At 66.7% G+C, this 22,052-nt stretch carries 21 protein-coding genes and 1 tRNA gene; 11 read left to right on the plus strand and 11 right to left on the minus strand.

Annotation, left to right across the window (positions count from 1 at the left end; translation table 11 throughout):
- Positions 1-54 precede the first annotated feature (54 nt).
- Positions 55-2,694 (plus strand): ExeM/NucH family extracellular endonuclease, encoded by a 2,640-nt coding sequence (locus G1H11_RS11925; protein ID WP_163818761.1) that lies wholly within the window; start codon positions 55-57, stop codon positions 2,692-2,694.
- Between the two features lie 23 nt (positions 2,695-2,717).
- Here the strand turns inward: G1H11_RS11925 and G1H11_RS11930 are convergent, their stop codons facing one another.
- The gene (locus G1H11_RS11930; RefSeq protein ID WP_163818762.1) at positions 2,718-4,193 is read right to left on the minus strand and encodes an APC family permease; all 1,476 of its coding nucleotides are present in this window, start codon (positions 4,191-4,193) and stop codon (positions 2,718-2,720) included.
- 1 nt (position 4,194) lies between these two features.
- On the opposite strand from G1H11_RS11930, the gene G1H11_RS11935 reads away from it, so the two are divergent.
- Positions 4,195-5,535: a M20/M25/M40 family metallo-hydrolase gene (locus G1H11_RS11935; protein ID WP_163818763.1), complete on the plus strand. Its 1,341-nt coding sequence runs from the start codon at positions 4,195-4,197 to the stop codon at positions 5,533-5,535.
- Between the two features lie 74 nt (positions 5,536-5,609).
- Here G1H11_RS11935 and G1H11_RS11940 read toward each other — a convergent pair whose 3' ends face one another.
- Entirely contained in the window at positions 5,610-5,933 is a 324-nt protein-coding gene (locus tag G1H11_RS11940) for a DUF3817 domain-containing protein (RefSeq protein WP_163818764.1), read from the minus strand.
- A gap of 108 nt (positions 5,934-6,041) precedes the next feature.
- Here G1H11_RS11940 and G1H11_RS11945 point away from each other — a divergent pair, with 108 nt between their 5' ends.
- From G1H11_RS11945 to purM, 4 genes are all read left to right on the plus strand, one after another.
- Positions 6,042-6,584 (plus strand): DUF1697 domain-containing protein, encoded by a 543-nt coding sequence (locus tag G1H11_RS11945; RefSeq protein ID WP_163818765.1) that lies wholly within the window; start codon positions 6,042-6,044, stop codon positions 6,582-6,584.
- 305 nt (positions 6,585-6,889) lie between these two features.
- The gene (locus G1H11_RS11950) at positions 6,890-8,368 is read left to right on the plus strand and encodes a DEAD/DEAH box helicase (protein WP_163818766.1); all 1,479 of its coding nucleotides are present in this window, start codon (positions 6,890-6,892) and stop codon (positions 8,366-8,368) included.
- A 25-nt stretch (positions 8,369-8,393) separates the two neighbouring features.
- On the plus strand, positions 8,394-10,001 hold the full coding sequence (gene purF / locus G1H11_RS11955) for an amidophosphoribosyltransferase (RefSeq protein ID WP_163818767.1): 1,608 nt from the start codon (positions 8,394-8,396) through the stop codon (positions 9,999-10,001).
- Positions 10,002-10,026: 25 nt separating this feature from the next.
- The gene (purM, locus tag G1H11_RS11960; protein ID WP_163818768.1) at positions 10,027-11,091 is read left to right on the plus strand and encodes a phosphoribosylformylglycinamidine cyclo-ligase; all 1,065 of its coding nucleotides are present in this window, start codon (positions 10,027-10,029) and stop codon (positions 11,089-11,091) included.
- Between the two features lie 270 nt (positions 11,092-11,361).
- Here the strand turns inward: purM and G1H11_RS11965 are convergent, their stop codons facing one another.
- Together G1H11_RS11965 and G1H11_RS11970 are read right to left on the minus strand one after the other, a co-directional pair.
- Entirely contained in the window at positions 11,362-11,565 is a 204-nt protein-coding gene (locus G1H11_RS11965; RefSeq protein WP_163818769.1) for a DUF3073 domain-containing protein, read from the minus strand.
- 167 nt (positions 11,566-11,732) lie between these two features.
- Complete coding sequence (locus G1H11_RS11970) at positions 11,733-12,845, minus strand: Glu/Leu/Phe/Val dehydrogenase (protein ID WP_163818770.1); 1,113 nt, start codon at positions 12,843-12,845, stop codon at positions 11,733-11,735.
- A 358-nt stretch (positions 12,846-13,203) separates the two neighbouring features.
- Between G1H11_RS11970 and G1H11_RS11975 the strand changes: the two genes are divergently transcribed.
- The 4 genes from G1H11_RS11975 to G1H11_RS11990 all read left to right on the plus strand — a co-directional run bounded on the left by G1H11_RS11975 (position 13,204) and on the right by G1H11_RS11990 (position 15,257).
- Positions 13,204-13,419 (plus strand): BldC family transcriptional regulator, encoded by a 216-nt coding sequence (locus tag G1H11_RS11975; RefSeq protein ID WP_163818771.1) that lies wholly within the window; start codon positions 13,204-13,206, stop codon positions 13,417-13,419.
- A 190-nt stretch (positions 13,420-13,609) separates the two neighbouring features.
- Positions 13,610-14,392, plus strand: a complete 783-nt coding sequence (locus G1H11_RS11980) for an isocitrate lyase/PEP mutase family protein (RefSeq protein ID WP_163818772.1) — start codon at positions 13,610-13,612, stop codon at positions 14,390-14,392.
- Between the two features lie 113 nt (positions 14,393-14,505).
- Positions 14,506-14,925, plus strand: coding sequence for a MaoC family dehydratase (locus G1H11_RS11985; RefSeq protein WP_163818773.1), 420 nt, complete (start codon positions 14,506-14,508; stop codon positions 14,923-14,925).
- Positions 14,926-15,107: 182 nt separating this feature from the next.
- Positions 15,108-15,257 (plus strand): hypothetical protein, encoded by a 150-nt coding sequence (locus tag G1H11_RS11990; RefSeq protein ID WP_163818774.1) that lies wholly within the window; start codon positions 15,108-15,110, stop codon positions 15,255-15,257.
- Between the two features lie 273 nt (positions 15,258-15,530).
- On the opposite strand, the gene G1H11_RS27425 is transcribed toward G1H11_RS11990, so the two are convergent.
- The 7 genes from G1H11_RS27425 to G1H11_RS12025 form a co-directional block, all read right to left on the minus strand.
- Positions 15,531-15,983: a PIN domain-containing protein gene (locus G1H11_RS27425; protein ID WP_425501212.1), complete on the minus strand. Its 453-nt coding sequence runs from the start codon at positions 15,981-15,983 to the stop codon at positions 15,531-15,533.
- A complete protein-coding gene (locus G1H11_RS12000) occupies positions 15,950-16,129 on the minus strand; it encodes a hypothetical protein (protein WP_163818776.1) in 180 nt (59 codons plus the stop codon). The genes G1H11_RS27425 and G1H11_RS12000 overlap by 34 nt, the downstream gene beginning before the upstream one ends.
- Before the next feature lie 167 nt (positions 16,130-16,296).
- Positions 16,297-16,369, minus strand: a tRNA-Phe gene (locus G1H11_RS12005).
- A 58-nt stretch (positions 16,370-16,427) separates the two neighbouring features.
- Positions 16,428-18,428 (minus strand): bifunctional copper resistance protein CopD/cytochrome c oxidase assembly protein, encoded by a 2,001-nt coding sequence (locus tag G1H11_RS12010; protein WP_163818777.1) that lies wholly within the window; start codon positions 18,426-18,428, stop codon positions 16,428-16,430.
- On the minus strand, positions 18,428-19,096 hold the full coding sequence (locus G1H11_RS12015) for a copper resistance protein CopC (RefSeq protein ID WP_163818778.1): 669 nt from the start codon (positions 19,094-19,096) through the stop codon (positions 18,428-18,430). Before G1H11_RS12015 ends, G1H11_RS12010 begins: the two co-directional genes overlap by 1 nt.
- Before the next feature lie 124 nt (positions 19,097-19,220).
- Entirely contained in the window at positions 19,221-19,766 is a 546-nt protein-coding gene (locus tag G1H11_RS12020; protein WP_163818779.1) for a hypothetical protein, read from the minus strand.
- A gap of 73 nt (positions 19,767-19,839) precedes the next feature.
- Positions 19,840-20,832: an SH3 domain-containing protein gene (locus G1H11_RS12025; RefSeq protein WP_163818780.1), complete on the minus strand. Its 993-nt coding sequence runs from the start codon at positions 20,830-20,832 to the stop codon at positions 19,840-19,842.
- Positions 20,833-21,061: 229 nt separating this feature from the next.
- Between G1H11_RS12025 and G1H11_RS12030 the strand changes: the two genes are divergently transcribed.
- Positions 21,062-22,027, plus strand: a complete 966-nt coding sequence (locus G1H11_RS12030) for a hypothetical protein (RefSeq protein ID WP_163818781.1) — start codon at positions 21,062-21,064, stop codon at positions 22,025-22,027.
- Positions 22,028-22,052 lie beyond the last annotated feature (25 nt).

The raw sequence follows: 22,052 nt of genomic DNA on the forward strand, positions 1-22,052 counted from the left end.
GTCGTCGCGGAGGAGGTCGTGATGCGCCACGTTGGTGCTTTCAGAAAGGTGCTCGTGACCGTCGCGATGGCGGGCATGGCCGGTGCGGGTCTGGTGGTGGCTCCGTCACCTCCTGCGGCCGCCGAGGACGAGCTCGCGTACATCAGTGAGATCCACTACGCGGGTGGCAACGATGCCGACTTCGTCGAACTCGAAGGCTCTGAGGGATCGGACGTCTCCGGTTGGACCGTCGGCTCGATCACGCGGGGGGACAGCCCGCAGAGCGCCGCACATGTGGTGGTCCTTCCCGAAGGGGCTGTCATCTCCGGCTCGGGAGCCATCGCCGTCGACGTGCCCATCACCAACTCCACCACTGGCGGATACGGCTCCAGCATCTTCGCGGTCGATCCCGACGGTGTCTTGGCCGGTTTCTGGACCATCGGCTATCGTCCGGACGCCAACGGCGGATCGGACGGCGGCAGCGTGGCCGGTACCAGCGCGCTGCTACCGCCATCGGTGCGCGGGCAGGCGGCGTCGCCCACTCATGTGCTCGGCTCGGCGAGTCAATCCCTTCAGCTCATCGACGGAGAATGGACTGCGGCAGCACCGACCAAGGGCGTGGGCAACGGTAGCGGCGGCCCGGTCGAGCCGGGTGAGCCCGGCGAGGACACTCACGGCATCGCCGAGGTCCAGGGCGAGGGCGCATCGTCACCCCTGGCCGGTCAGGCGGTTACCGTCTCCGGCGTGGTGACGGCCATATACCCCACCGGGGGTTTCGATGGGTACTACATCCAGACACCCGGTAGCGGAGGCGACGCCGACCTGTCGGAACGGACCGCTTCCGATGCCGTGTTCGTCTACTCACCCGCCACCGTCGACTCGGTGGAGATCGACGACTACATCCAGGTCACCGGAGAGGTAACCGAGCATTTCGGACTCACCCAGATCGTCGTCGGCGCGGAGGGTCTGGCCGTGTACACAGAGCCCGCCGAGACGGTTAAGCCGGTCCCGTTCGAGCTGCCCCGCTCCGAAGAACGGCGCGAAGTCTTCGAGGGCATGCTGGTCGCCCCGGCGCAGGGCTACACCGTTTCCGACACGTATGCGCTCGGCGGATGGGGCACAAACGCCTTCGGATCCATCGGCCTGGGCTTCGGCGGCCCGCTGATGCAGGAAACCGACGTCGCGCGGCCCGGCACGCCCGAGTACGACGACGTCGCCGATGACAACCGCGCGCGATCGGTCACTCTCGACGACGGGCAGTCCGTTCGCACGTCGCCCAGCCACGAGGTGCCCTATCTGACAGCGTCCACCCCCGTGCGCACCGGCGCGGGGCTGACCTTCGTCGACGACGTGATCTTCGACTATCGGTTCCAGTGGAACTTCCAGCCGCGCCGACCAGTGACCGGCGAGGCGTCCGACGTCGTCCTCTTCGACGGCGGCAACACCCGGGAAGCCAACCAGACACCGGAGGACGTGGGCGGTGACGTCACCATCGCCAGTTTCAACGTCCTCAATTACTTCACCACCCTCGGCGCCGACCTTGAGGGGTGCACGGCGTACACCGATCGCGACGGCAATCCGCTCACGGTGCGTGGTGGCTGCCTCGCACGAGGCGCCTGGGACGAGGTGAACTTGCAGCGCCAGGAAGCCAAGATCGTCGCCGCGATCGGTACGCTCGACGCTGACGTCGTCGCGCTGCAGGAGATCGAGAACTCGGCCGTCTTTGGAAAAGATCCGGATACCGCCCTCGCCGACCTGGTGGATGCATTGAACGAGGCCGAACCGGACACCTGGGCCTACGTTGAGACGCCGGACCGTATGCCGCAGCTGGCCGATCAGGACGTCATCCGCAACGCGTTCATCTACCGCCCCAGCGCGGTGCAACCGGTGGACGAAGCAGTGGTCCTCGTCGACCACCCTGCCTACGGCAATGCCCGGGAACCGCTGGCGCAAGAGTTCACCGTCACCGAGACCGGATACTCGTTCATCGGCATCGTGAACCACTTCAAGTCCAAAGGCGGCGACTGCGCCCCAGAGCCACCGGAGGGCTGTTTCAATGAGGACCGGGTGGCCCAGGCGGAGGCATTGGTGCAGTTCGCCGACACCCTCTCTGCGGACACCGGGACTGAGGACGTCTTCCTTATCGGCGACTTCAACGCCTACAGTCAGGAAGATCCGATTCAGGTCTTCCTTGAGGCCGGCTACACCGACCTGGTGCCGGCGTTCGACGCCGGGTACACGTACGTCTTCGACGGCAAAGTCGGCTCACTCGATCACATCCTGGCCGGTCCCTCGGTCACCGATGCTGACCTCGTCCGCGACGTCGACGTGTGGAGCATCAACTCGGTGGAATCCGTCCTGGTCGAATACTCGCGGTTCAACTACTTCGCCAGCGAGCTGTTCGAGCCGGGCACCGTATGGCGGGCGAGCGATCACGATCCGATCATCGTCGGCGTCGGACCTGTCGCCCAGTGCCCGGATCCGGACATGAGAGAAACCGTCGTGATCCGTGGCCGGGACAGCGGAGTCGAGAACCGCTCCGTCGGTGGCGGATGCACCGTCAACGACGCCATCGACGACGAGCGCGACTGGCCGAGCAAGGGCGCGCTGGTCCGCCACGTCGGAGACGTCACGGACAAGCTCGTCGAGGAGGGCGTCATCGACGCGCGAGAACGAAGCAGGATCATCCAGGCGGCGGCCCGCAGCGAACGGTGAGTTCAGGAGCGCCGCTCGGCCTTTCAGCCGCGTTCGCGGCCGAGGACGAGAAAGTCCAGCTCTTCGTCCGAGACCTTCGAGTTCTCCCGGTAGCGGAGCAGGTACGCGACGAGCCCGAGCAGCACCCATATGGCCAGGGCGACGAGGGATTGCGGACCCAGGGCGGCCGGCGAGCCAGGCACGAGGAGCAGAGCCAGGAACGACAGACCGATCAATGTGCCGAGCGCCGCCACCACCAGCTTGGCCGCAGTGTTGCCATCGCGGGCGGCCGTGGTCCGGCCGCCGTTGCCGGCTGACCGGAGCTGGCGATAGGCGACGAGGCACGTATAGGTGTAGGCGATGGTGACCCCGACGGCGGACATGTCGACCACCCACACCAGCACTTCCCGGCCGAACCACGGAGCTATCAGGCAGACCGCGCAGGCGAAGACAAGCCCGATGTACGGCGTGCCGTGCCGGGGGTGCAGCCGGGCGAAGACGCCCGGAATCATCCTGGCCCGCCCCATGGCGAACAGCAGCCGGCTCGCCGAGACGTAGAAGCCGTTGAGCCCGGTGAAAATGCCCATCGACACGGCGATCGCGAGGATCATCACTCCCACGCCACCGAGCAGGTCGGAGATCGCATCGCCGGTGCCCCACAGGGGAGCCTCGTCGGCGAGCGTCGCCCATGGCGCGGCGATGGCCGTGGTGAAGATCATGGCCGAGTAGAGGACGGTGGCGGCGAGAATGGCGAAGACGATCAGGCGGAACGCCTTCTCCGGCGAGAACTTGAACTCCTCGGCCGCCTGGGGGACGTTGTCGAATCCGACGAATGCCCAGGGCGCGATGGCTACGATGGCCAGCACCGCAAGCCACGGAGTCGCATCGGTGGGAAACGCCGGTTGTGCGTTGCTCAGCTGGCCGTCCGGATGCAGGATCGCGGCCACCAGCAGCACGCCGACTCCGGCCAGCATCACCAGGCAGAACAGGAACTGCAGCCGGCCGGACAGCGACGCTCCCCGAATGTTCAGCACGGCGAAGACGACCAGGGCGGCGCTGGCGATCAGCACCTCGCCCAGATAGACCTCCCACCCGGCCACTTCGTAAAGAAGGCCCCGCTCGGCCACCTGTGGCAGCACGTAGCGCGCCAGCAGCGCCAGCGCGGAGGCGTTCAGCGCCACGATGCAGACATAGCCGAGTGTCAGGAACCAGCCGCACAGCACGGCGTGGTTGCGGCCGAAGCCGATTTGGGCGTAGGCGAACTCGCCACCGGAGACCGGGAACCGGGGGATCAGGATGCCGTAGCTGGCCGCGATGACGATCATCAGCACGCCGCCGATGGCGAAGCCGAGAACCGCGCCGACCGGGCCGGCCGTGGCCATCCAATCGGTCGGGAGAACGAACGCTCCCCATCCGACGGCCGAGCCCAGAGCGATGGCCCAGATCCAGCTGGGCCGGAAGGTTCTCGAGAGCTGCGCGCGGGTTTCCGGTGGTTCGTGAGCGGGACTAGAGTGCACCATTGTGAGTACGTTACGCGCCGCCGTCGACGCGGTTCTCCCGTCTGTCCGTGACGATTTGGAACGACTGATTCGTATCCGCAGTGTGAGCGCGGATCCCGATGCGGTCGACGATATCCAGGCGAGCGCCGAGGCGGTGGCAGCCCTGGCTCGTGGAGCCGGAGCGGTCACGGCCGACATCCTCACAGTGCAAGGAGGCGCGCCCGCGATCATCGCGCACTGGCCCGGTCCCGACGGTGCGCCGACGGTGCTCCTCTATGCTCATCACGACGTGCAGCCGACGGGACCCCCGGCCGACTGGACCAGCCCGCCGTTCGAGCCGGAAGAGCGCGACGGCCGCCTGTTCGGCCGCGGCTCCGCAGACGACAAGGCCGGTGTGATGGCACACATCGCAGCGCTCCGGGCGTTCGAAGGTCGCCCACCGGTCGGCGTGACATTGTTCGTGGAAGGTGAGGAAGAAGTAGGTTCACCCACGTTCACGGCCTTCCTCGAGGCATACCGGGATCGGTTGTCGGCCGACGTGATCGTCGTGGCCGATGCCGTGAACTGGACGGTCGACACGCCGGCTCTGACCACCAGCCTGCGCGGCCTGGTCGACTGCGAAGTGGAGGTCCGGGTTCTCGACCATGCGGTGCATTCGGGCATGTTCGGCGGACCTGTCATCGATGCGCTGACTTCGCTCTGCCGGCTCATCGCCACGCTGCACGACGACAACGGCGATGTGGCTGTCGCGGGCCTCGTATCCGGGACCGCGGCGGAGGTCGACTATCCTGCTGAGCGATTCCGGGCGGAGTGCGGTGTCGTCGATGGCGTGAAGCTATCCGGCACCGGTTCTATTCCGGACCGGATCTGGGCCAGGCCCGCGCTGTCGGTGATCGGCATCGACGCGCCGGCGGTGGCCGATTCCGCTAACGTCCTGGTGCACCGGGCACGAGCGAAGATCAGCATGCGCCTGGCCCCGGGCCAAGATCCGCAGGCAGCGCTCGACGCGCTCACCGCTCATTTGCGTCACCACGCCGATTTCGGTGCTGAAGTCGCGGTTGTCGATGGTGAGCTAGGTGCGCCGTGTGTGCTCGACACCGACACCCCCGCGTTCGCCGCAGCCGAGAGCGCTTTGACCGAAGCCTTCGGCCGCCCCCCGGTTCGGATGGGGACCGGCGGCTCGATCCCGTTCATCGCCGAGTTCGAAAAGTCGTTTCCCGAAGCGACAGTGCTCGTGACGGGGGTCGAGGATCCCGACTCGCGAGCCCACGGACTGGACGAGAGTCTGCATCTGGATCAGTTCGCCAAGGTCTGCCTGGGGGAGGCCTTACTTCTGGCTCGGCTCGCCGAACTACCTGAATGACGCGCATGGGATCGTGCTAGACGCAACAAAGCCGCATAGCGGCTGATGAAGGTGAGCGGCCACGTGCTGACCGATCACATGCCGCTCGGTACCGGCGTCGATCCGGTGCCGAGACGGCCTGTTCGGCTCGCCCAGGTATCGAAGACGACCGTGCACACCGGTGGCACTGCTGCGGCGACCGCGAGCGTCGTCGTTCCCCAACTCCATCGGAAACGCCGGAACACGGTTGCGACCGCAATGAGATAGACGATGAAGGCGATGCCGTGCAGTGGGCCGAACACCTCGACGCCGATCTCGTTGTCTGGAGGACCGTACTTCATGATCATTCCGCCCAGAAGGCCGAGCCATGTGACGGCCTCGACGACGGCTGCGGTGCGGAAGAAAGTTCTGTGGTTCATGCCATCCCTCGGGCTGAAGGTTCGCCGCCCATTGTGCCGCGACGCATAAGCTGACGTTCACCCGGCACCGCTCGTGTGGTGCCGGAATCGCCGGATGAGGAGATGCGCATGCCGCGATACGTGGCACTGCTGCGCGGCATCAACGTCGGAGGAAACACCAAGGTCAACATGGCGGAGCTGCGGTCGTGGGTGACCGCCCTCGGCTACACCGACGTGTCGACGTACATCAACACGGGCAATGTCGTGTTCACCGTGGACGACGAGCCTTCTGCGCTTGGCACTGACGCGGCTCTGGCGGCTGAGCTCGAAGAACAGATTGAGCGCGAATCCGGCCTGCGGATTCCGGTCCTGGTCCGGTCACGCGACGAGATCGCGGACGCGATCGCCGCGAATCCCTTCCCGGACGCGGACCCGTCGAAGCTGATCATGGCGTTCATGCGGGACGAGCCCGACGCCGCCACCCTTGACCAGTGGGCATCGGTCGATTCCGGCGACGACGAGATCGCCGCGACCGGCTCGGTGGTATATCTACACTGCCCGGGTGGGCTCGGCCGCAGCAAGCTCGGCGAGAGGCTACTCGGCCGGCGAGGCCCGCTGGGCACCACCCGCAACCTCAGGACGGTGCGAAGGCTCCTGGAACTCGCGGGCTGACACGGTCGCGCAAGCCCGTGCGGCGCGGCAGATCCGGCTGATTTCCGTCGTCGCGAGCCCTTGACGCCGCTCATCCCGCGATCAGCTATACTGAACAACAGCCACGGCCGGCCTCACAGAGTCCGGCCGTTTCAGTGCCCGGGTTTTGTTGAGCATGTCACCACGGTGGAGAACCCCCGGACGTGTTCGGTTGACGGTGGAACGTCGAGTGAAGTCGGGTACGCACACCCTTTGGCTCACCGCGCGCCGCACCATGCGGTCGTGCGCCGGGTGTGCTCGTGACCCGATACAACGGAGCACTCTGCATGACCATCGATCAATCGAGCCTGTCCTCCGACCGCCCGCGTCGCGGACGCGAGCACAGCCGGCGCGACGGCCGTCCGTTCAACGGGCGCGGCGGCGCCGGCTACCGGGGCCGCCGTCCGAGCGGTGGCCCGGCCGCCGCCCGCCGAACGTTCGACCCGGCGCGGCGCGCCGCTATCGAGGCCTTCGACCCCACGGGTTCGGCCTTCTCCAGCATGGGGGTCCCGGACCGCGTCGTGAAGATCCTGGGCGTGGACGGCATCACCGAACCGACGGCCGTACAGGCGGCCGTGATCCCGGACGCGATCGCCGGACGAGATGTCCTCGGTCGCGCCCGTACGGGCTCCGGCAAGACCCTCGCCTTCGGGCTGCCGATCCTGGCGAAGCTGGCGGGTGAGAAGAGCCGGCCCAATCTGCCGCGCGCACTCATCGTCGTGCCGACGCGCGAGCTCGCCGGCCAGGTAGCCACGGCGTTGGAGCCGCTGGCCGAAGCTTTGCAGCTGCGTATGGTCACGGTGTACGGCGGTTCGCCGTATGACCGGCAGATCCGCCGCCTCGACCGCGGTGCGGACATCGTCGTCGCCACACCGGGACGCCTCGACGATCTCGTACGCCGGGGTGCCTGCCGCTTGGACGACATCCAGATCGTGACCCTCGACGAGGCGGATCACCTGTGTGATCTGGGATTCTTCCCGGTCGTCGACGACCTGCTGAGCCAGACGCCCGAGGGTGGGCAGCGGCTGCTGCTCTCGGCCACTCTGGATGGTGACGTCGACCGGCTGGTCCGTCGCCATCTGACCAACCCGTCCCGCCACGAGATCGACCCCGACGCCGGTTCGGTTACCACCATGGACCACCACGTGCTCGTGGTTGGCCCGGGCGGCAAGTTCGCCACCACGTCGGAGCTCCTGCGTGCACATCCCCGCAGCATCGTGTTCACCCGCACCAAGAGTGGCGCCACCAGGCTCGCGGAGGACCTCGAGCGGGCCGGTGTCCCCGCCGTGGACCTGCACGGCGACCTCTCGCAGCGGGTCCGCGAGCGCAACCTCGACCGGTTCAAGAGTGGGCGCGCGCAGGTGGTGGTCGCCACCGACGTCGCCGCACGCGGGATTCACGTGGACGGCGTAGGGCTGGTCGTTCACTACGACCCCGCCGGCGAGTCGAAGGCGTATCTGCACCGATCGGGCCGCACGGCACGCGCCGGAGCGTCCGGCGCCGTGGTGACCGTCGCTACTCCGGGCCAGGTCCGGGACATGGGTGACCTGCTGCGGCGGGCCGGCGTCGAGGCCAAGAACGTCGATGCTCGCGCCATCGCCAACCCGCTGACGGTGGAGAAGCTGGCAGAAGCTCCGGCGATGGCCGAGCCGGTCGGACCGCGGAGCAAGCCCAGCCAGGGCGGGCGGCCGCGCCGCTCCGGTGGCGGGTACGGCGGCGGATACGGTGGCCGCTCCAGGCAATCTCGCCCGCAGCGCCGTCGATGAGCCGGGCGCCACGTACACTCGAGGCGTGGCGCACGGGGATGGACAGCTGACGCACGAACTCGACCCTCAAGATCACGGCCCCCGGGACGCATGCGGCGTCTTCGGTGTGTGGGCTCCAGGAGAAGAAGTCGCCAAACTGGCGTACTTCGGCCTGTACGCACTGCAGCACCGGGGGCAGGAGTCCGCGGGCATCGCGGTCGGCAACGGCGACAACGTGCTCGTCTACAAGGACATGGGCCTGGTGAGTCAGGTCTTCGACGAGTCGACGCTGAACACGCTCACCGGTCACGTCGCCGTAGGCCACACCAGGTACTCCACCACCGGCGCCAGCGAGTGGCAGAACGCCCAGCCCACACTGGGCGCCACTCCGGCCGGGACGGTGGCTCTCGGTCATAACGGGAACCTGACCAACACCGAGGACCTCCTGGCGCTCGTCCGGGAACGAGTCGGGGACCACGTCGGGGAGCTTCGCTACGGCAACACCACCGACACCGCTCTGATCACGGCGCTGTTCGGCTCGTATGCCGGGCAGACGCTAGAGTCCGCGGCGGTGGAAGCCCTCGCCCACGTCAAAGGCGCGTTCTCACTGGTCTTCTGCGACGAGTCCACGCTGTACGCGGCACGGGACCCGCAAGGCGTCCGGCCACTCGTCCTCGGGCGCTCGGAGCGGGGATGGGTGGTGGCGAGCGAGACCGCGGCGCTGGACATCGTCGGCGCGTCATTCGTGCGGGAGGTCGAGCCCGGCGAACTCGTCGCCGTGGATGCCGACGGCTTGCGTTCTCGCCGCTTCGCCGCCGCGGCGCCCAAGGGGTGCCTCTTCGAGTTCGTGTACCTCGCCCGGCCGGACACGCAGATCTCCGGGCGTTCGGTCCACCAGACACGGGTGGAGATCGGACGCAGGCTGGCGCGAGAGCATCCGGTCGAGGCGGACCTGGTCATACCGGTCCCTGAGTCGGGCACACCGGCTGCGGTCGGATACGCCGAGGAATCCGGCATCCCGTACGGCATCGGGCTGGTGAAGAACTCGTACGTGGGCAGGACGTTCATTCAGCCGTCCCAGACGTTGCGGCAGCTCGGCATCCGGCTCAAGCTCAATCCGCTGCGGGAGATCGTCGGCGGCAAACGGCTCGTCGTCGTCGACGACTCGATCGTGCGCGGGAACACCCAGCGTGCCCTGGTGCGCATGCTGCGTGAGGCAGGCGCCGCCGAGGTGCACGTACGTATCTCCAGCCCACCGGTCAAGTGGCCGTGTTTCTACGGAATAGACTTCGCCTCCAGGGCCGAGCTGATCGCGAACGGATTGTCGGCTGATGAGATCTGCCGCTCGATCGGCGCCGACTCCCTGGCCTACGTCGGTCTCGAGGCGCTCATCGAAACCACGACCGTGCCGAAGAACGATCTCTGCCGAGCCTGCTTCGACGGCGTCTATCCCATCCAGCTGCCGGTCGCGGCCGACCATGACGTTCTGGCACAGCCTGTCCTTCCGGGAATGCCGGCGGATTCGCCGTCGCAGGGCTGTGACTCACCGGATAGAGACGGGTTGGGCGACGCGGTCCGGATGGGCGATCCCAACGACGGGCTGACCGCCCTCGCCCAGAGCGGCGGGGCGTCCGACGCACTGCGTCGCCCGTGACCGCCTCCAACGTAGAGTTGTGCCCATGACGAGTGACGCGGCCCGTCCAGGCGCCACCTACGCCAGCTCCGGGGTCGATATCGAAGCCGGTGACCGCGCCGTAGAGCTGATGAAGGAGTGGGTCGCGAAGGCCCGGCGGCCCGAGACGTTCAACGATCTCGGAGGATTCGCGGGGTTGTTCGACGCGAGCGCGCTGACCTCCTACCGAAGGCCCCTCTTGGCCACCAGTACCGACGGCGTCGGCACCAAGGTCATGATCGCCCAGCGGATGGACGTGCATGACACCATCGGCTTCGACCTGGTCGGGATGGTGGTCGACGACATCGTCGTCTGTGGTGCCGAGCCGCTGTTCATGACCGACTACATCGCGTGCGGGAAGGTGGTGCCGGAGCGCATCGCCGATGTCGTCAAGGGAATCGCCCAGGGTTGCGTAGCTGCTGGTTGCACCCTCAGCGGAGGCGAGACCGCCGAGCACCCCGGGCTGCTTGCCACCGACGAGTACGACGTCGCTGGGGCCGCAACCGGTGTGGTCGAGGCGGACCAGCTGCTGGGCCCCCACCTGGTGCGGCCGGGGGACGTGCTGGTGGCCATGGCGTCGTCGGGCCTGCACTCAAATGGATACTCGCTCGTCCGGCACGTCCTGCTGGAGCACGCCGGCTGGACACTCGACCGGCAGGTCGCCGAGTTCGGCCGCACCCTGGGTGAGGAGCTGCTGGAGCCGACCGCCATCTATGCCCTGCATTGCCTGGCCCTGGCCCGATCCGTCGAGGTCCACGCGATGTCTCATATCACTGGGGGAGGCCTTGCCGCGAACTTGGCCCGGGTGCTTCCGGCCGAGGTATCGGCGCGCGTCGACCGGTCCACGTGGACCCCGGCGCCCGTCTTCGGCCTGGTCGGACAGCTCGGCGGGGTAGCGCAGGAAGAGCTGGAACGCACACTGAACATGGGCGTCGGCATGGTGGCGGTCGTGGCTGCCGAGGGCGCCGACGAGGCCCTGCGGCTTCTCGGTGATCGCGGCGTTCAGGCCTGGATCGCGGGTGAGGTCACCGCCGGCGATGGCAGCGCTGTGCTGGACGGAAGTTACGCCTGACCTGGCAGGCGGACGCACACCTGACGGCGCCGATGCGGAGCCGCCACTGCCCGCCTCCCCGTTCCAAATGATCATGTAAACCATGTTTTCTCGTGCTTCACCATGCCTGCAGCCATGGTGAAGCACGAGAAAACATGGTTTACATGATCATTTAGGCGGGTGTGGAGGAAGTGGGCCGAGACGATCAACTGGGATCGGACGCACAACTGACGGCGCCGCCGTAGCGCGGACTCGCGCACAGCGGTACCGTCAGCGTGACGTGAACTCTGCCTAACTCACACGCCGATGAGGTCCTTCGTCCTCATCGTCTTGTTCGTCTACGTCAAACTCAGCCGCGTAGTCCTCCGGCTGCCCATCGGCGTTCTCGCCGCCACGCAGTTCGCGCTGCAAAGCGTCGAAGTCCGTGTCCAGCGTTTGGTACTTCAGCCGACGGGCGACCTTCGTCTGCTTGGCCTTGGCCCGGCCGCGCCCCATAGGGTCGACCCCCTCGCACAAAACCGGGGCGACCAGTTAGCCGGACGCCCTCGTTTCCTTCGGTTGACATCTGCTCGTAGGTATAACGGTACAGGGTCCGACCCTGTTCCGTCTCATCCGGACTGAACTATTTTCTCCGCGAGTCGGGTGAGCTATCTCTCGGGCGCTCATCTCTGCAGGTAGATGCCGTTGAGGCGGCTGATCTCGGCGATACGTCGTTCCGCTATCCGGTCAGCGGCTACGGCCGGTGGCACGCCCTCCTCGCTGGCGAGCGTGAAGATCTTTCGAGTGGTGTCGAAGATCTGCGCCGCCTTCCCCTTGGCCCGGTCGAACGAGAAGCCATGCAGCTCGTCGGCGACCTGGATGACGCCTCCCGAGTTCACCACGTAATCCGGCGCGTAGAGGATCCCGGCGTCTTCCAGGACCTTCTCCACGCCGGAGTGTTCCAGTTGATTGTTCGCGCCGCCGCACACGGCCTTGACGCCGTGCTCCGCCAGCGCGGCGGTGGAATCGTCGGTGAGGGCTCCACCGAGTGCGCACGGGGAGTAGACATCGATGCCGGCCGCGATCAGTGCTTCCGTGCTCGAGGCGACCTCGATCTGGGGATGCGCTGAGCACACCTGTGCCACGGCCGGCTCATACACATCTGTCACCACCACCTGCGCGCCGTCGTCGATGAGGAGCCCGGCGAGCTTGGAGCCGACCTTGCCGACACCGGCGATGCCGACCCGGCGACCGGCCAGTGTCGGCTCGCCCCACAGCCGTTCAGCGCATGCGCGCATTCCCTGGAACACCCCGAAGGAGGTGAGGACACTGGAGTCTCCGGCGCCACCCTCGGCAGGGGATCTTCCGGTGACCCAACGGCTTTCCCGCGCGACGACGTCCATGTCGGCTACGTACGTGCCGACGTCGCATGCCGTGATGTATCGGCCCGACAGGGAGGTGACGAAGCGTCCGTAAGCCCGCAGAAGCGCCTCGGTCTTGTCCGTCTCGGGGTCGCCGATGATGACGGCCTTGCCGCCGCCGTGGTCAAGGCCGGCAAGAGCGTTCTTGTATGTCATGCCCTGGGAGAGATGGAGGACGTCCGCGAGAGCCGCTTCCTCAGACTCGTACGGGTAGAAGCGGGTGCCGCCGAGCCCGGGACCGAGCGCGGTGGAGTGGATCGCGATGATGGCCCGCAATCCGCTCATCCGGTCGTGACAGAACACGACTTGTTCGTGAGCGGACTGCTGATCAGGGCCGATGGTGCGGCCGAATACTAGAGGCGACGCCTCGGTCATGGTGGTGACCTTTCTCGTTCGCGCCCGCGGGTAGCGGGCTTCGACGGGTGTCTCGTATCACTCTATCGGTCAGAGTTTCCCACCGATTTGGGGAAAACGCCCTCGCGTGCGCACGTTGGGAGCTATGTTGATCTCAGATGGCGCCAGCAGCGGAGATGGCCACGATGTGGTGGTTCGCTCCGTATGCGGCTTTCGCTAGGCTTTGCGGCGGCCGCGGGTGGCATCATCCGAATGGTCAGAAAATCATCCAAATGGTCGGTTCGGGTCGAGCCGTAAGGCTCTCCCATGGATGATGGTCTGAACGATGAAATGACAATGAGTGACGGGACGGTCCTGTCACGTGGGGAAGGAAGTAACAATGGCGACCAAGACCCAGGAAGCCGAGGCCCTCCTCACCCCGGCCGAGGTGGCGGCTATGTTCCGGGTGGACCCGAAGACGGTCACTCGGTGGGCGAAGGCGGGCAAGCTCGAGTCGATTCGTACGCTGGGCGGGCACCGGCGCTACCGCGAATCCGAGGTGCGCACGCTTCTCACCGGCCAGGTACCTGGTCAGCGTAGTGAAGCTGATCTTTAGGGGTGAGCCCAGCGGCTCTCATGTTGGAACGGCCTTGACCGGTACTCGCGCACTGGTCAGGGTCGTTTCGTCTTTCCAGACCGGCTCGAGCGCTCGGGCTGGCCGGTCCGCTTAGTAGGCTCTCGGATCAGGCGGGGTCAGCCCGGGCCGTCTCCTTCCCGGTCACGTTGTTCTGGAGTACTCACGGCAAATGAGCAACAGCGACGTGTTCCGTACACTGCACAGCCGGGTTTTCGTCATGCCCAATGCGTGGGACGTAGGCTCAGCTCGCCTCCTTGAGTCCCTCGGGTTCGCAGCACTGGCCACGACCAGCTCCGGGCATGCCGCCTCGCTGGGGCGGACGGATCAAAGCGTCCACCGCGACGAGTTGTTGCGACATGTGGATTCCCTGGCCGCGGCGGTCTCGGTGCCCGTGAGCGCCGACTCCGAAGGGTGCTTCCCGGACGAGCCTGGCGGCGTCGCGCGCACCGTCGAGTTGCTCGGTCAGGCCGGCGCCGCCGGCTGCTCGATCGAAGACTTCGATCCCGGTGTGGGGCTGCTTCCTCTCGACATCGCGGCCGGACGGGTGAGCGAGGCCGCATCTGCGGCGGCCCAGCATGGGCTGGTTCTGACAGCCCGGGCCGAGAACCACCTCTACGGTGTCACCGATCTAGACGACACCATCCAGCGGCTGCTTGTGTACCGGGCAGCCGGCGCGGACGTGGTCTATGCTCCGGGCCTCTCCCAGCTGGCGGACATCCGGCGTGTCGCGGGCGCGGTGGACGCGCCGCTGAACGTCTTGGCCGTACCGGGGATTCCCCCAGTTGCGGAGCTGGGCGCGGCTGGTGTCCGCCGGATCTCCACCGGTGGCTCGCTCGCCTGGGTCGCCTATGGCGCGTTGGCCTCGGCAGGACGTGAGCTGCTCACGACTGGGACGACGTCGTACCTGGAGCAGGCACTCACCCAGGCCGATCGCGGCGCGGCGTTCGGCTGACCGCTGCGTCGTCGTCGGCGCGTGTAGGCACCGGGCGAAACAGGGCATGGAGGAGACGACATTCGTTTGATGGTCGTAGGGTTGCCTATCGGTCCGAGACCTCCGGGGGCGTCATGTCTGTCTGGCCGCACCAACCGCCCGCAATAGGTACTGTGGCGAGCAGGAGCAGGTTAGTGACCAGCGAAGACATCGAGCTGTTCACCCGGATGACGGGAGACCGGAACCCTCTTCACTACGACGACGACGCCGCGTCCGCGACGAGGTTCGGCGGGATCATCGTTCAAGGGGGCGTCACCTCCGGCATCCTCAACGCCGTCGTCGCCGAGGACCTGCCCGGGCCGGGAACGGTCTTCCTGAACGTCGAATGGCGCTTCCTGGCGCCGGTCCGGCCCGGTGACGAGATCACGGGCCGCGTCGAAGTGCTGGAGGTCCGCTCCGACAAGCCGATCGCATCCTTGCGGACGACGGTGCTGCGCGGGGACGGCGAAGTGGTGCTGGACGGGAATGCCACGACGTACACGGTTTCCGTGTGAGAGCGGCACCGTCGACGCGGCCCGTGGGTTACGTGGTGCTAGGCGTGACCGCATGGCCGGAGGCGAACGGAAAGGGGGCACTATGACGGCTGGCGCAGCCATAGCAGTCGCGGTCGTCGCATCGCTCTTGGCGGCGCTTGTCCCGGCCTCGGTGGACAAGTCTCGCCGTTCCGGTCGTCCTGGTGCCCTTCTCCTATGTCGCCTTGTGGCTCGGATGGTGGGGTCATGGCGTCGGGGACGGCTGGCAGTACATCGCGCTGATCCTCACGCTCGGCACAGTCATGGTGTGCAGTGCTCTCGTCTACACGCAACGGCCTTCATCGGTCATATGAAAACGATCGGGGTCGGGGCGCGCGCCCCGGGGCCGTTGCGGGTTCGCCGGGCGTTGCGAGACGACGATCTGTGCGCCCCGTGCGTGCACGGATCCGCCACAACCTTCGTGCGATAGGCACAGACGAATCGCAAGCAAAACAAGAGGCGACCAGCACTTGACATGTGCACTGGATCAGGTGGTGGACAGGGCCGGCACCGGTCCGGCGACCTTCCGCTTTCAGGCGCAGGCATAACAGCAGGTCAGATAGAGTGAATGGGCTTCCCAGCGCGCGTCAATGCTGCAACTCCGTGCGAAGCTCAACACCTGGGCAGCCGAGAAAGATTGCATCGTGAGCGACCAGCGGGACATCCCAACGGATAGCCGTGGCGGCGATCCATAGATCGCCCAGATGGCCTTTCTGATGCAGAGGGTGACCGAGACGACGGCACTCGGCGCGCAACCTCGCATACGACCACACTGTCTCATCGTCTACAGGCAACGGACGACTGCGACGAATCAGCCGCTCAAGCTGCTCACGCCGTTTGTCACCCCATCCAGCAGCAATCGCACCGTACCGAGCTTCGGCCACCGTCTGCTGAGCAACCGCAATCCGCCGCCCATACACATGCCTGCCGTACAGGCGGAGAAGCGGTGACTGAGGTCGAAGCCAAGCGGTGAAGACGTTCGTGTCGAGCAGGACGGTCCCGACCGTCACTCGTGGATCACTCGCATGAACGCATCCCACTCCTCATCGGTGAGATCAGCGATCTCGAACGATTCATCCGCTCGGAACGGTTCGGCGCCCGCCATCACATCATCCAACTTAGGCCGACCCCAGAACGCAGCACTCGCCTCGTCAAGGGCATCAGGCACGACGACCGGTTCAGACATCGCAGTCACCTCCTCACCTTGCCTCAAGATTAGTCGAATCGTGCAGTTACCAACAGGCACCGCGCACACCACAGCACGACGGCCCGTGTGCCCCAACGCCCAGTAACCGGCGGGCGATGAAGGGGAGTGAAGGTACGCCAGCGGCCGGGAAGCCGCTGGTCAGTGGGTGGACAGGGCCGGCATCGATCCGGCGACCTTCCGCTTTTCAGGCGGACGCTCTACCAACTGAGCTACCTGTCCGGGTGAAGCGACACGAGTCTAACCTACGGCCGCGCAGGCGTCGAAATCGCACACCCCGTCATTCGACGTCGCGTTTCGCGCGGGCGTCGAGGCTGGCGAGATAGGAGTTGTAGGCCGTCCGTTCGGCCTCGGCCTTCCCTTCACGACGGTCGAACCGGCGGGCCTCCCGCTCGTCGGACCGATACCACTGGACGAACAGGACACCGACGATCACGAGTGCGGGCAGCTCTCCGAATCCCCAAGTGATCTGGCCGGCAAGAATCTGATCGTCGAGCGGATCCGGTAGCCACGGAATCTCGAGCTCGCGGTAGTACGCGCCGGCGATCAGCCGAGACGACTCCATGACAGCCAGCCCGAAGAAGGCATGGAAGGCCATGGCCAGCAACTGGAGTACCACCCTCGCCGGGAAGGGCGGCCGTTTCGGTAGGGGATCGATGCCGATCAGCATCTCGTAGAAGATGTAGCCGACGGCCAGGAAGTGCAGGCTCATCAGCATGTGGCCGGTGTGTTCGCGCATCGCGGCCTCGAACAGGCCGGTGAAGTACATGAGGAACGAGCCGGAGACGAACAGGGTCAGCGCGACCACCGGGTGGGTGAGTATCTTGGCCACCCGGCTCTGCACGGCGGCCATAAGCCATTCCCGCGGACCCTTCTCGCCTCGTCGGGCCGGCTTGATTGCTCGCAACGCCAAGGTGATGGGGCCGCCGAGGACGAGCAGGATCGGTGCCACCATCATCAGGGTCATGTGCTGGACCATGTGCACGGACAGCATCGTCATGCTGTAGGTCATGATCCCAGACAGTTCGACGAACGCGACGGTGGCGATCCCGGCGAGCCACGCGAGCGACCGCCCGACGGGCCAGCGGTCTCCGCGGCGCCGCAGCCGGAGCACTCCGGCGCCATAGAGCAGCACCGCGGCGAGGCAGCCGATGCCGAACAGCGCATCCGGATAGAACTCGGTGAAGATCTGGGACGGCGAAAATTCGGGTGGTATCGGAAACCCGAGTAGCTCACGGGTTCTCGAGATGGTGCCCAGGTCGTCCGGGACCGGGGGCTCCGTCCTGCTCAGGGCGACGGCCAGGCCCAGCGCTGCAGCCATGATCACGATCTCCCCGGCGGCGAGCCGGCGGAACTGACCCGGCCGGCCTGCATCGAGACCGGCGAGGGTCCGCCGGCGATGCGTATAGCCCACATATCCGAGGCCGATCAGGGCGGCCACCTTGCCGAGGAGCAGGACGCCGTATGCCGTGGTGGCCAGGTCACTGAGCGAGGCGAGACGGACCCATGAGTTGAGCACGCCACTCGTAGCGATCAGGAAGAAGCAGGCAAGCGCCACCGAGGAATACGTGCGCGCCACCTTGGGGAGGTAGCGTCCGCGCTTGCCCGCGTACCAGGTGAGCGCCACAAGTCCACCGACCCAGAACGCCATCGCGAGGACGTGGATGATGATGGACGTGGTGGCCGAGTGATGATAATCGCCGCTGGAGGAGTGACCGACCAAGTTCGGCGGGATCAGAGTTGCTACTGCGAGACAGAGCAGGGCGACCCCGCCGCCGTGCCCGAGCGTCAGCCGGGCCGCTGGAATCAATGCGAGCGCCAGGACCACCACCGCGGCGTATGCCTGGCCCTGCGCCACGCTCGCGGTGTATGACCGGAAGCCCTCGCCACCGACCGCCTGCCAGACGGGCTGGCCGATCAGGTCGGACAGGGTGAGCAGATGCACCGTCGCGGCGCCCACCGCCCACACCAGCGCCGTCCACGAGGCCGCACGCAGCGCGCGCAGGGCATCGCCGCCGAGCTGTCCGCGCTGAACCGGAAAAAGCACCGCCATCCCGATCAGCCCGACGGTAACGGCGCCGGCGCTGTTCATCACCGCCTTGGCGACAGGAAGGCCCCAGCGGGTGAGATCACCAGGATCCCCGAGGCCGGGAACAGCCAGGGAGGTGCCTCCGCCGCCGAACAACAGTGCGGCGACGAGGGTGGCCAGGGACGTAGTTACCGCCGCTCCGCCCCACACCCGCAGGGGCGGCGCAGCGGTAGTGCTGGCCTGCGTATTCATCACGGGGCGCCGTCGTCGTAGAAGGAGGATTGGCGAAGCCGTCGCCGGTTTCTGGCAGTGATCAGGGCGAGGCCCGCCAAGACCGCGAAGACGATCACACCGGTGACGACGGTGCCGGTCAGGCCTTCGTCGGCGCCGTCCGACGTTTCGGTGGTGGCCACGTCGTCACCGACCGCGCCGTCAGCAGGCGTATCAGGGTCGGCAGGGGACGCGTCGTCGGCCGCCTCGGCCGATCCTGCGGCGACCGAGAAGTCAACGGTGCCGCTCACCGGATGGCCGTCGGCGGAGATCACCCGGTAGGAGATCGTGTAGTCGCCATCCGGCAGGTCGTTCACCGCCTGCGTGACGACGTTGTCCTCGACGACGGGCTCACCGCCGTGAAACGCCTCGTCGGCCGCGTCGAGGACTGCCACCTGGGCAAACTCGTCTTGAACATACTGGTCGAATACCAGCTCCACCGTCTCGGGCGGGGACTCGATGGTGGAGCCCTCCGACGGCGTGGAGTCGATGAGGACATTGTGTGCTGCCGCTGGCGTGGCCGCTCCCCACGCCAGCGCCATGGCCACGGCGGTCACTGTGCTCGCCCGGGCCATGGTGCCCCGTCTGGTGGTCGGGCGGGAGCCTCGGTCGCGGAGAAACGCGGGGTCGCGATGGTTTGTGAACGTCACAAGAGTTCCTGTCTGGGTACCTGGATTCGCCGAGTCACGTGGTAGGTGATCGTCACCGTGTTGCCCTACCGCGGCATTCCCGTGGGGGAGTTCAATCGCTCCAGCAGGACCGGCCGGCGGGTGATCACCTGAGCAGGAGGACAGGTGGGCCGCGCCGTGGAGCCGGACAGCTGACGCGCCGAGTGTTCGAGATTCGTGTCTGGTCCGGAGCGGCCCCGGAGATTCGTAGCTCGGGGCCAGTGGGAACGACCTCCGTGAACAGCGCACGCACTCGAGTCAGCAGCGTGTCGGAGAGTGCGGCCATGGCCCAGATGACCGCTTCGGCACCGGACAGCAGGACGGTGAGAGCCGCCGCGGCGATGACGTGCGCGACGACCATGCCTCCGCCTCCGCCGGCCGTGGCGCCGTGTCCGTGACCCGACATGCTGAGCAGAACGTGCAAGGCCGGTTGGGAGAGTAGGAGCACCGCCCCGATCTCGGTGGGATTGCGACGGCGATCTGCCAGCGCGACGCACGCGACGCTCAGCAGCGCCGCACCGCAAAGGAAGCCGATGTGGACAGGGACTGCGCCGCCCGCCGTGACATGTGCGAGGGCCGGCATCGCCAGGCAGGCCGCGGACATGCCGAGCCCACGCAGCGCTCGCCATCTTCCCCGGCCTGGTTTGTGCACCACTCCAGGGTAGGCCAACCGGGAGACCGCGCCGATGGCGACGTCATGGGGGAAACGGGCGACGTCGGTACGCTCAGCCGCCCGAGTTGCCGTAGACGGTGACGTGAACGTGGTCGTAGTGATTGGCCGTGGCCGAACCGCGGTCCGACATCCAGCGCCAGCCTTCGCCGCTGCGCTCCACGGTCCAGATCCGCTGTGCCCAGATCACTTCGCTGACGCCGAGGGCACGATGGTTCTCCCGGACCCACGCCGCGATGGTATCTCCGAGCGAGCCGGTGACCATGATGTCCAGGGCGCGGCCCGAGCCGTGTGCTCCGCCGTCACCCGGGCGCAGTCCGCCGTAGGACGTGATCTCGGGAAAACGGGCACATACGGCGCGGTGAACGCGAATGGCATCGGACGTGAGGCCGGACTCGACCGACGAGCCATGCTGGCACTCCGCGTAGGAGATTCCGTCGTCGTTGTCCTCTTCGGCTTCTTCTCCGGACTCGTCTTCTTCGTCTTCGGGTTCGCTCTTGGAGAGATAGTTGCCGCTGACCCACGCCGTCTCGTCGTCGACGATGATCATCACCCAGTCCCCGTCCGTGACGTCGGTGATGGCCACCTGCTCACCGCGGTTCAGCACGTTGACCACGTCGGCGCTGGTGTGGGGTTCGGTACGAACGTTCAGGCTCGTCGTGACGTATCGCTCGCCGACGGCCGTGGGTTCCGGCTCCGGTTCGGGCTCCTCGGTGGGCTCGGGCTCCGGTTCGGGCTCCTCGGTGGGCTCGGGCTCGGGAGTCTCCGTCGGCTCTTCTTCCGGCTCTTCTTCCTCCGGAGTGGCCGTAGGAGTGTTCAGCGGCTCAGCGGAAGCGGTCCGCTGTCCTGATCCACGGCTGACCGGCTCCTCGCGTTCCATGGCACCCATGCCGCTGACCGGCGAGTGCTCGCTGGACTCAGCCGGCGGATCCGGCCAGAGGGCGATTCCACCAGGGATCGATGCCGCTACCGCGGCAGGGACCGCCCAAAGGATGATCCGGCGGCCACGTACGGGGGATGCTGCGTGCTTGTGGCGAGGCCTCGACAACAAGATCTCCCTTTGGTCGTTATTGTCCCGTTACCATCCCGTAGGGAACCACAGCTGCCGCTAGTAACGCAAATGGCGACTACCTGCAGAGACAACGATCTCACGATCTGTTGTCCCAGCTACGCGCGCTGGCGACCGTCCGTTGCGCTTCGGCCGTTGTTTAATTCAGTTATCCACAGTTTGCTTGTGATGGCTTGTTGTCGTCTCCGTTCAGGTGAAGACTGGCGGCATGTCGAAATCCATGTCGCCCTTCCGAAGGCGTCGCACGCAGAAGAGTGCCGCCGATCACCCTCAAGAACGCTCGCCGCATACTCAGGCCGAGCTCGCCGACGACGAGCTCGAACTCGTGCTCGCAAGCCAGGACCGGCTCCTCATGGCTGAGGCGCAGGCCGCGGAGCAACACGCGGAGCTGCGCTATGCCCTCGACTGCGTTCAGCACATGTCCAAGCAGCCGGACGGACGCTGGGCCAGCCAGATCGCCGAGATGATCGAGTTGGGTGATGCTGCCGAGCCGTGGCACTGGGCGAGGCTGACGGTCGCCGCGGCCAGCCGCTGGATCACCGCGATGCCGATGCCTCTGGTGGCGCGGACACAGCGGGAGATCGCGGCCGCCGCCGAGGGCGCCGAGGGATCGATGGTGCCGGAGTTCCCCGGTTGGGTGGCAGGCAGGGCAGCAATGCCGTTCGCGATCGCCGACTACGTGTTGTTCGATCACTTGATGATCGAGGTCTTCCTCGTTCAATGGGCCCCGGCGCTGGCCGAGCGTGCCGGTGGCGGCCGGAGCTGGGCGGAAACACCTGGGGTCGTGTACGAGCTTGCGGGAGTCGATGGCGTCGAGCTTCAGGTGCGTTCGCGGCGTGATGGCAGCCTCCGCTCGGTCCGGCACTTCAGCGAACTGGTGGGACTCAGCCCCGGCGACCTGGTCTATGGCCGGCTCATCGAGGTGCCGGGAGACCCTGGACTGATGTTCGCCGCTCCACCCATTGTGGTCGACGACGTTGTGGCTCAGCGGCTCAGCCGCCCATCGGCCGACGACGAGTTGCTCGGCGAGCCGTTCGAATCCCGATGCGCCAGCCTCGGGGCCGCGGTCCGTTCAGGCAGCGGATGTCGCCGGAACGAGCCGACGGCATCCGAATGCGTCCCGCCCCTTCGCCGTATCCCTACGGACGCCGCTGTTCACGCCGACAGGGCGTGAGCACCGGTGCCCGGGCGTGTGTCAC

This window comes from Phytoactinopolyspora alkaliphila (assembly GCF_010550695.1).
GTDB classification, from domain to species: domain Bacteria; phylum Actinomycetota; class Actinomycetes; order Jiangellales; family Jiangellaceae; genus Phytoactinopolyspora; species Phytoactinopolyspora alkaliphila.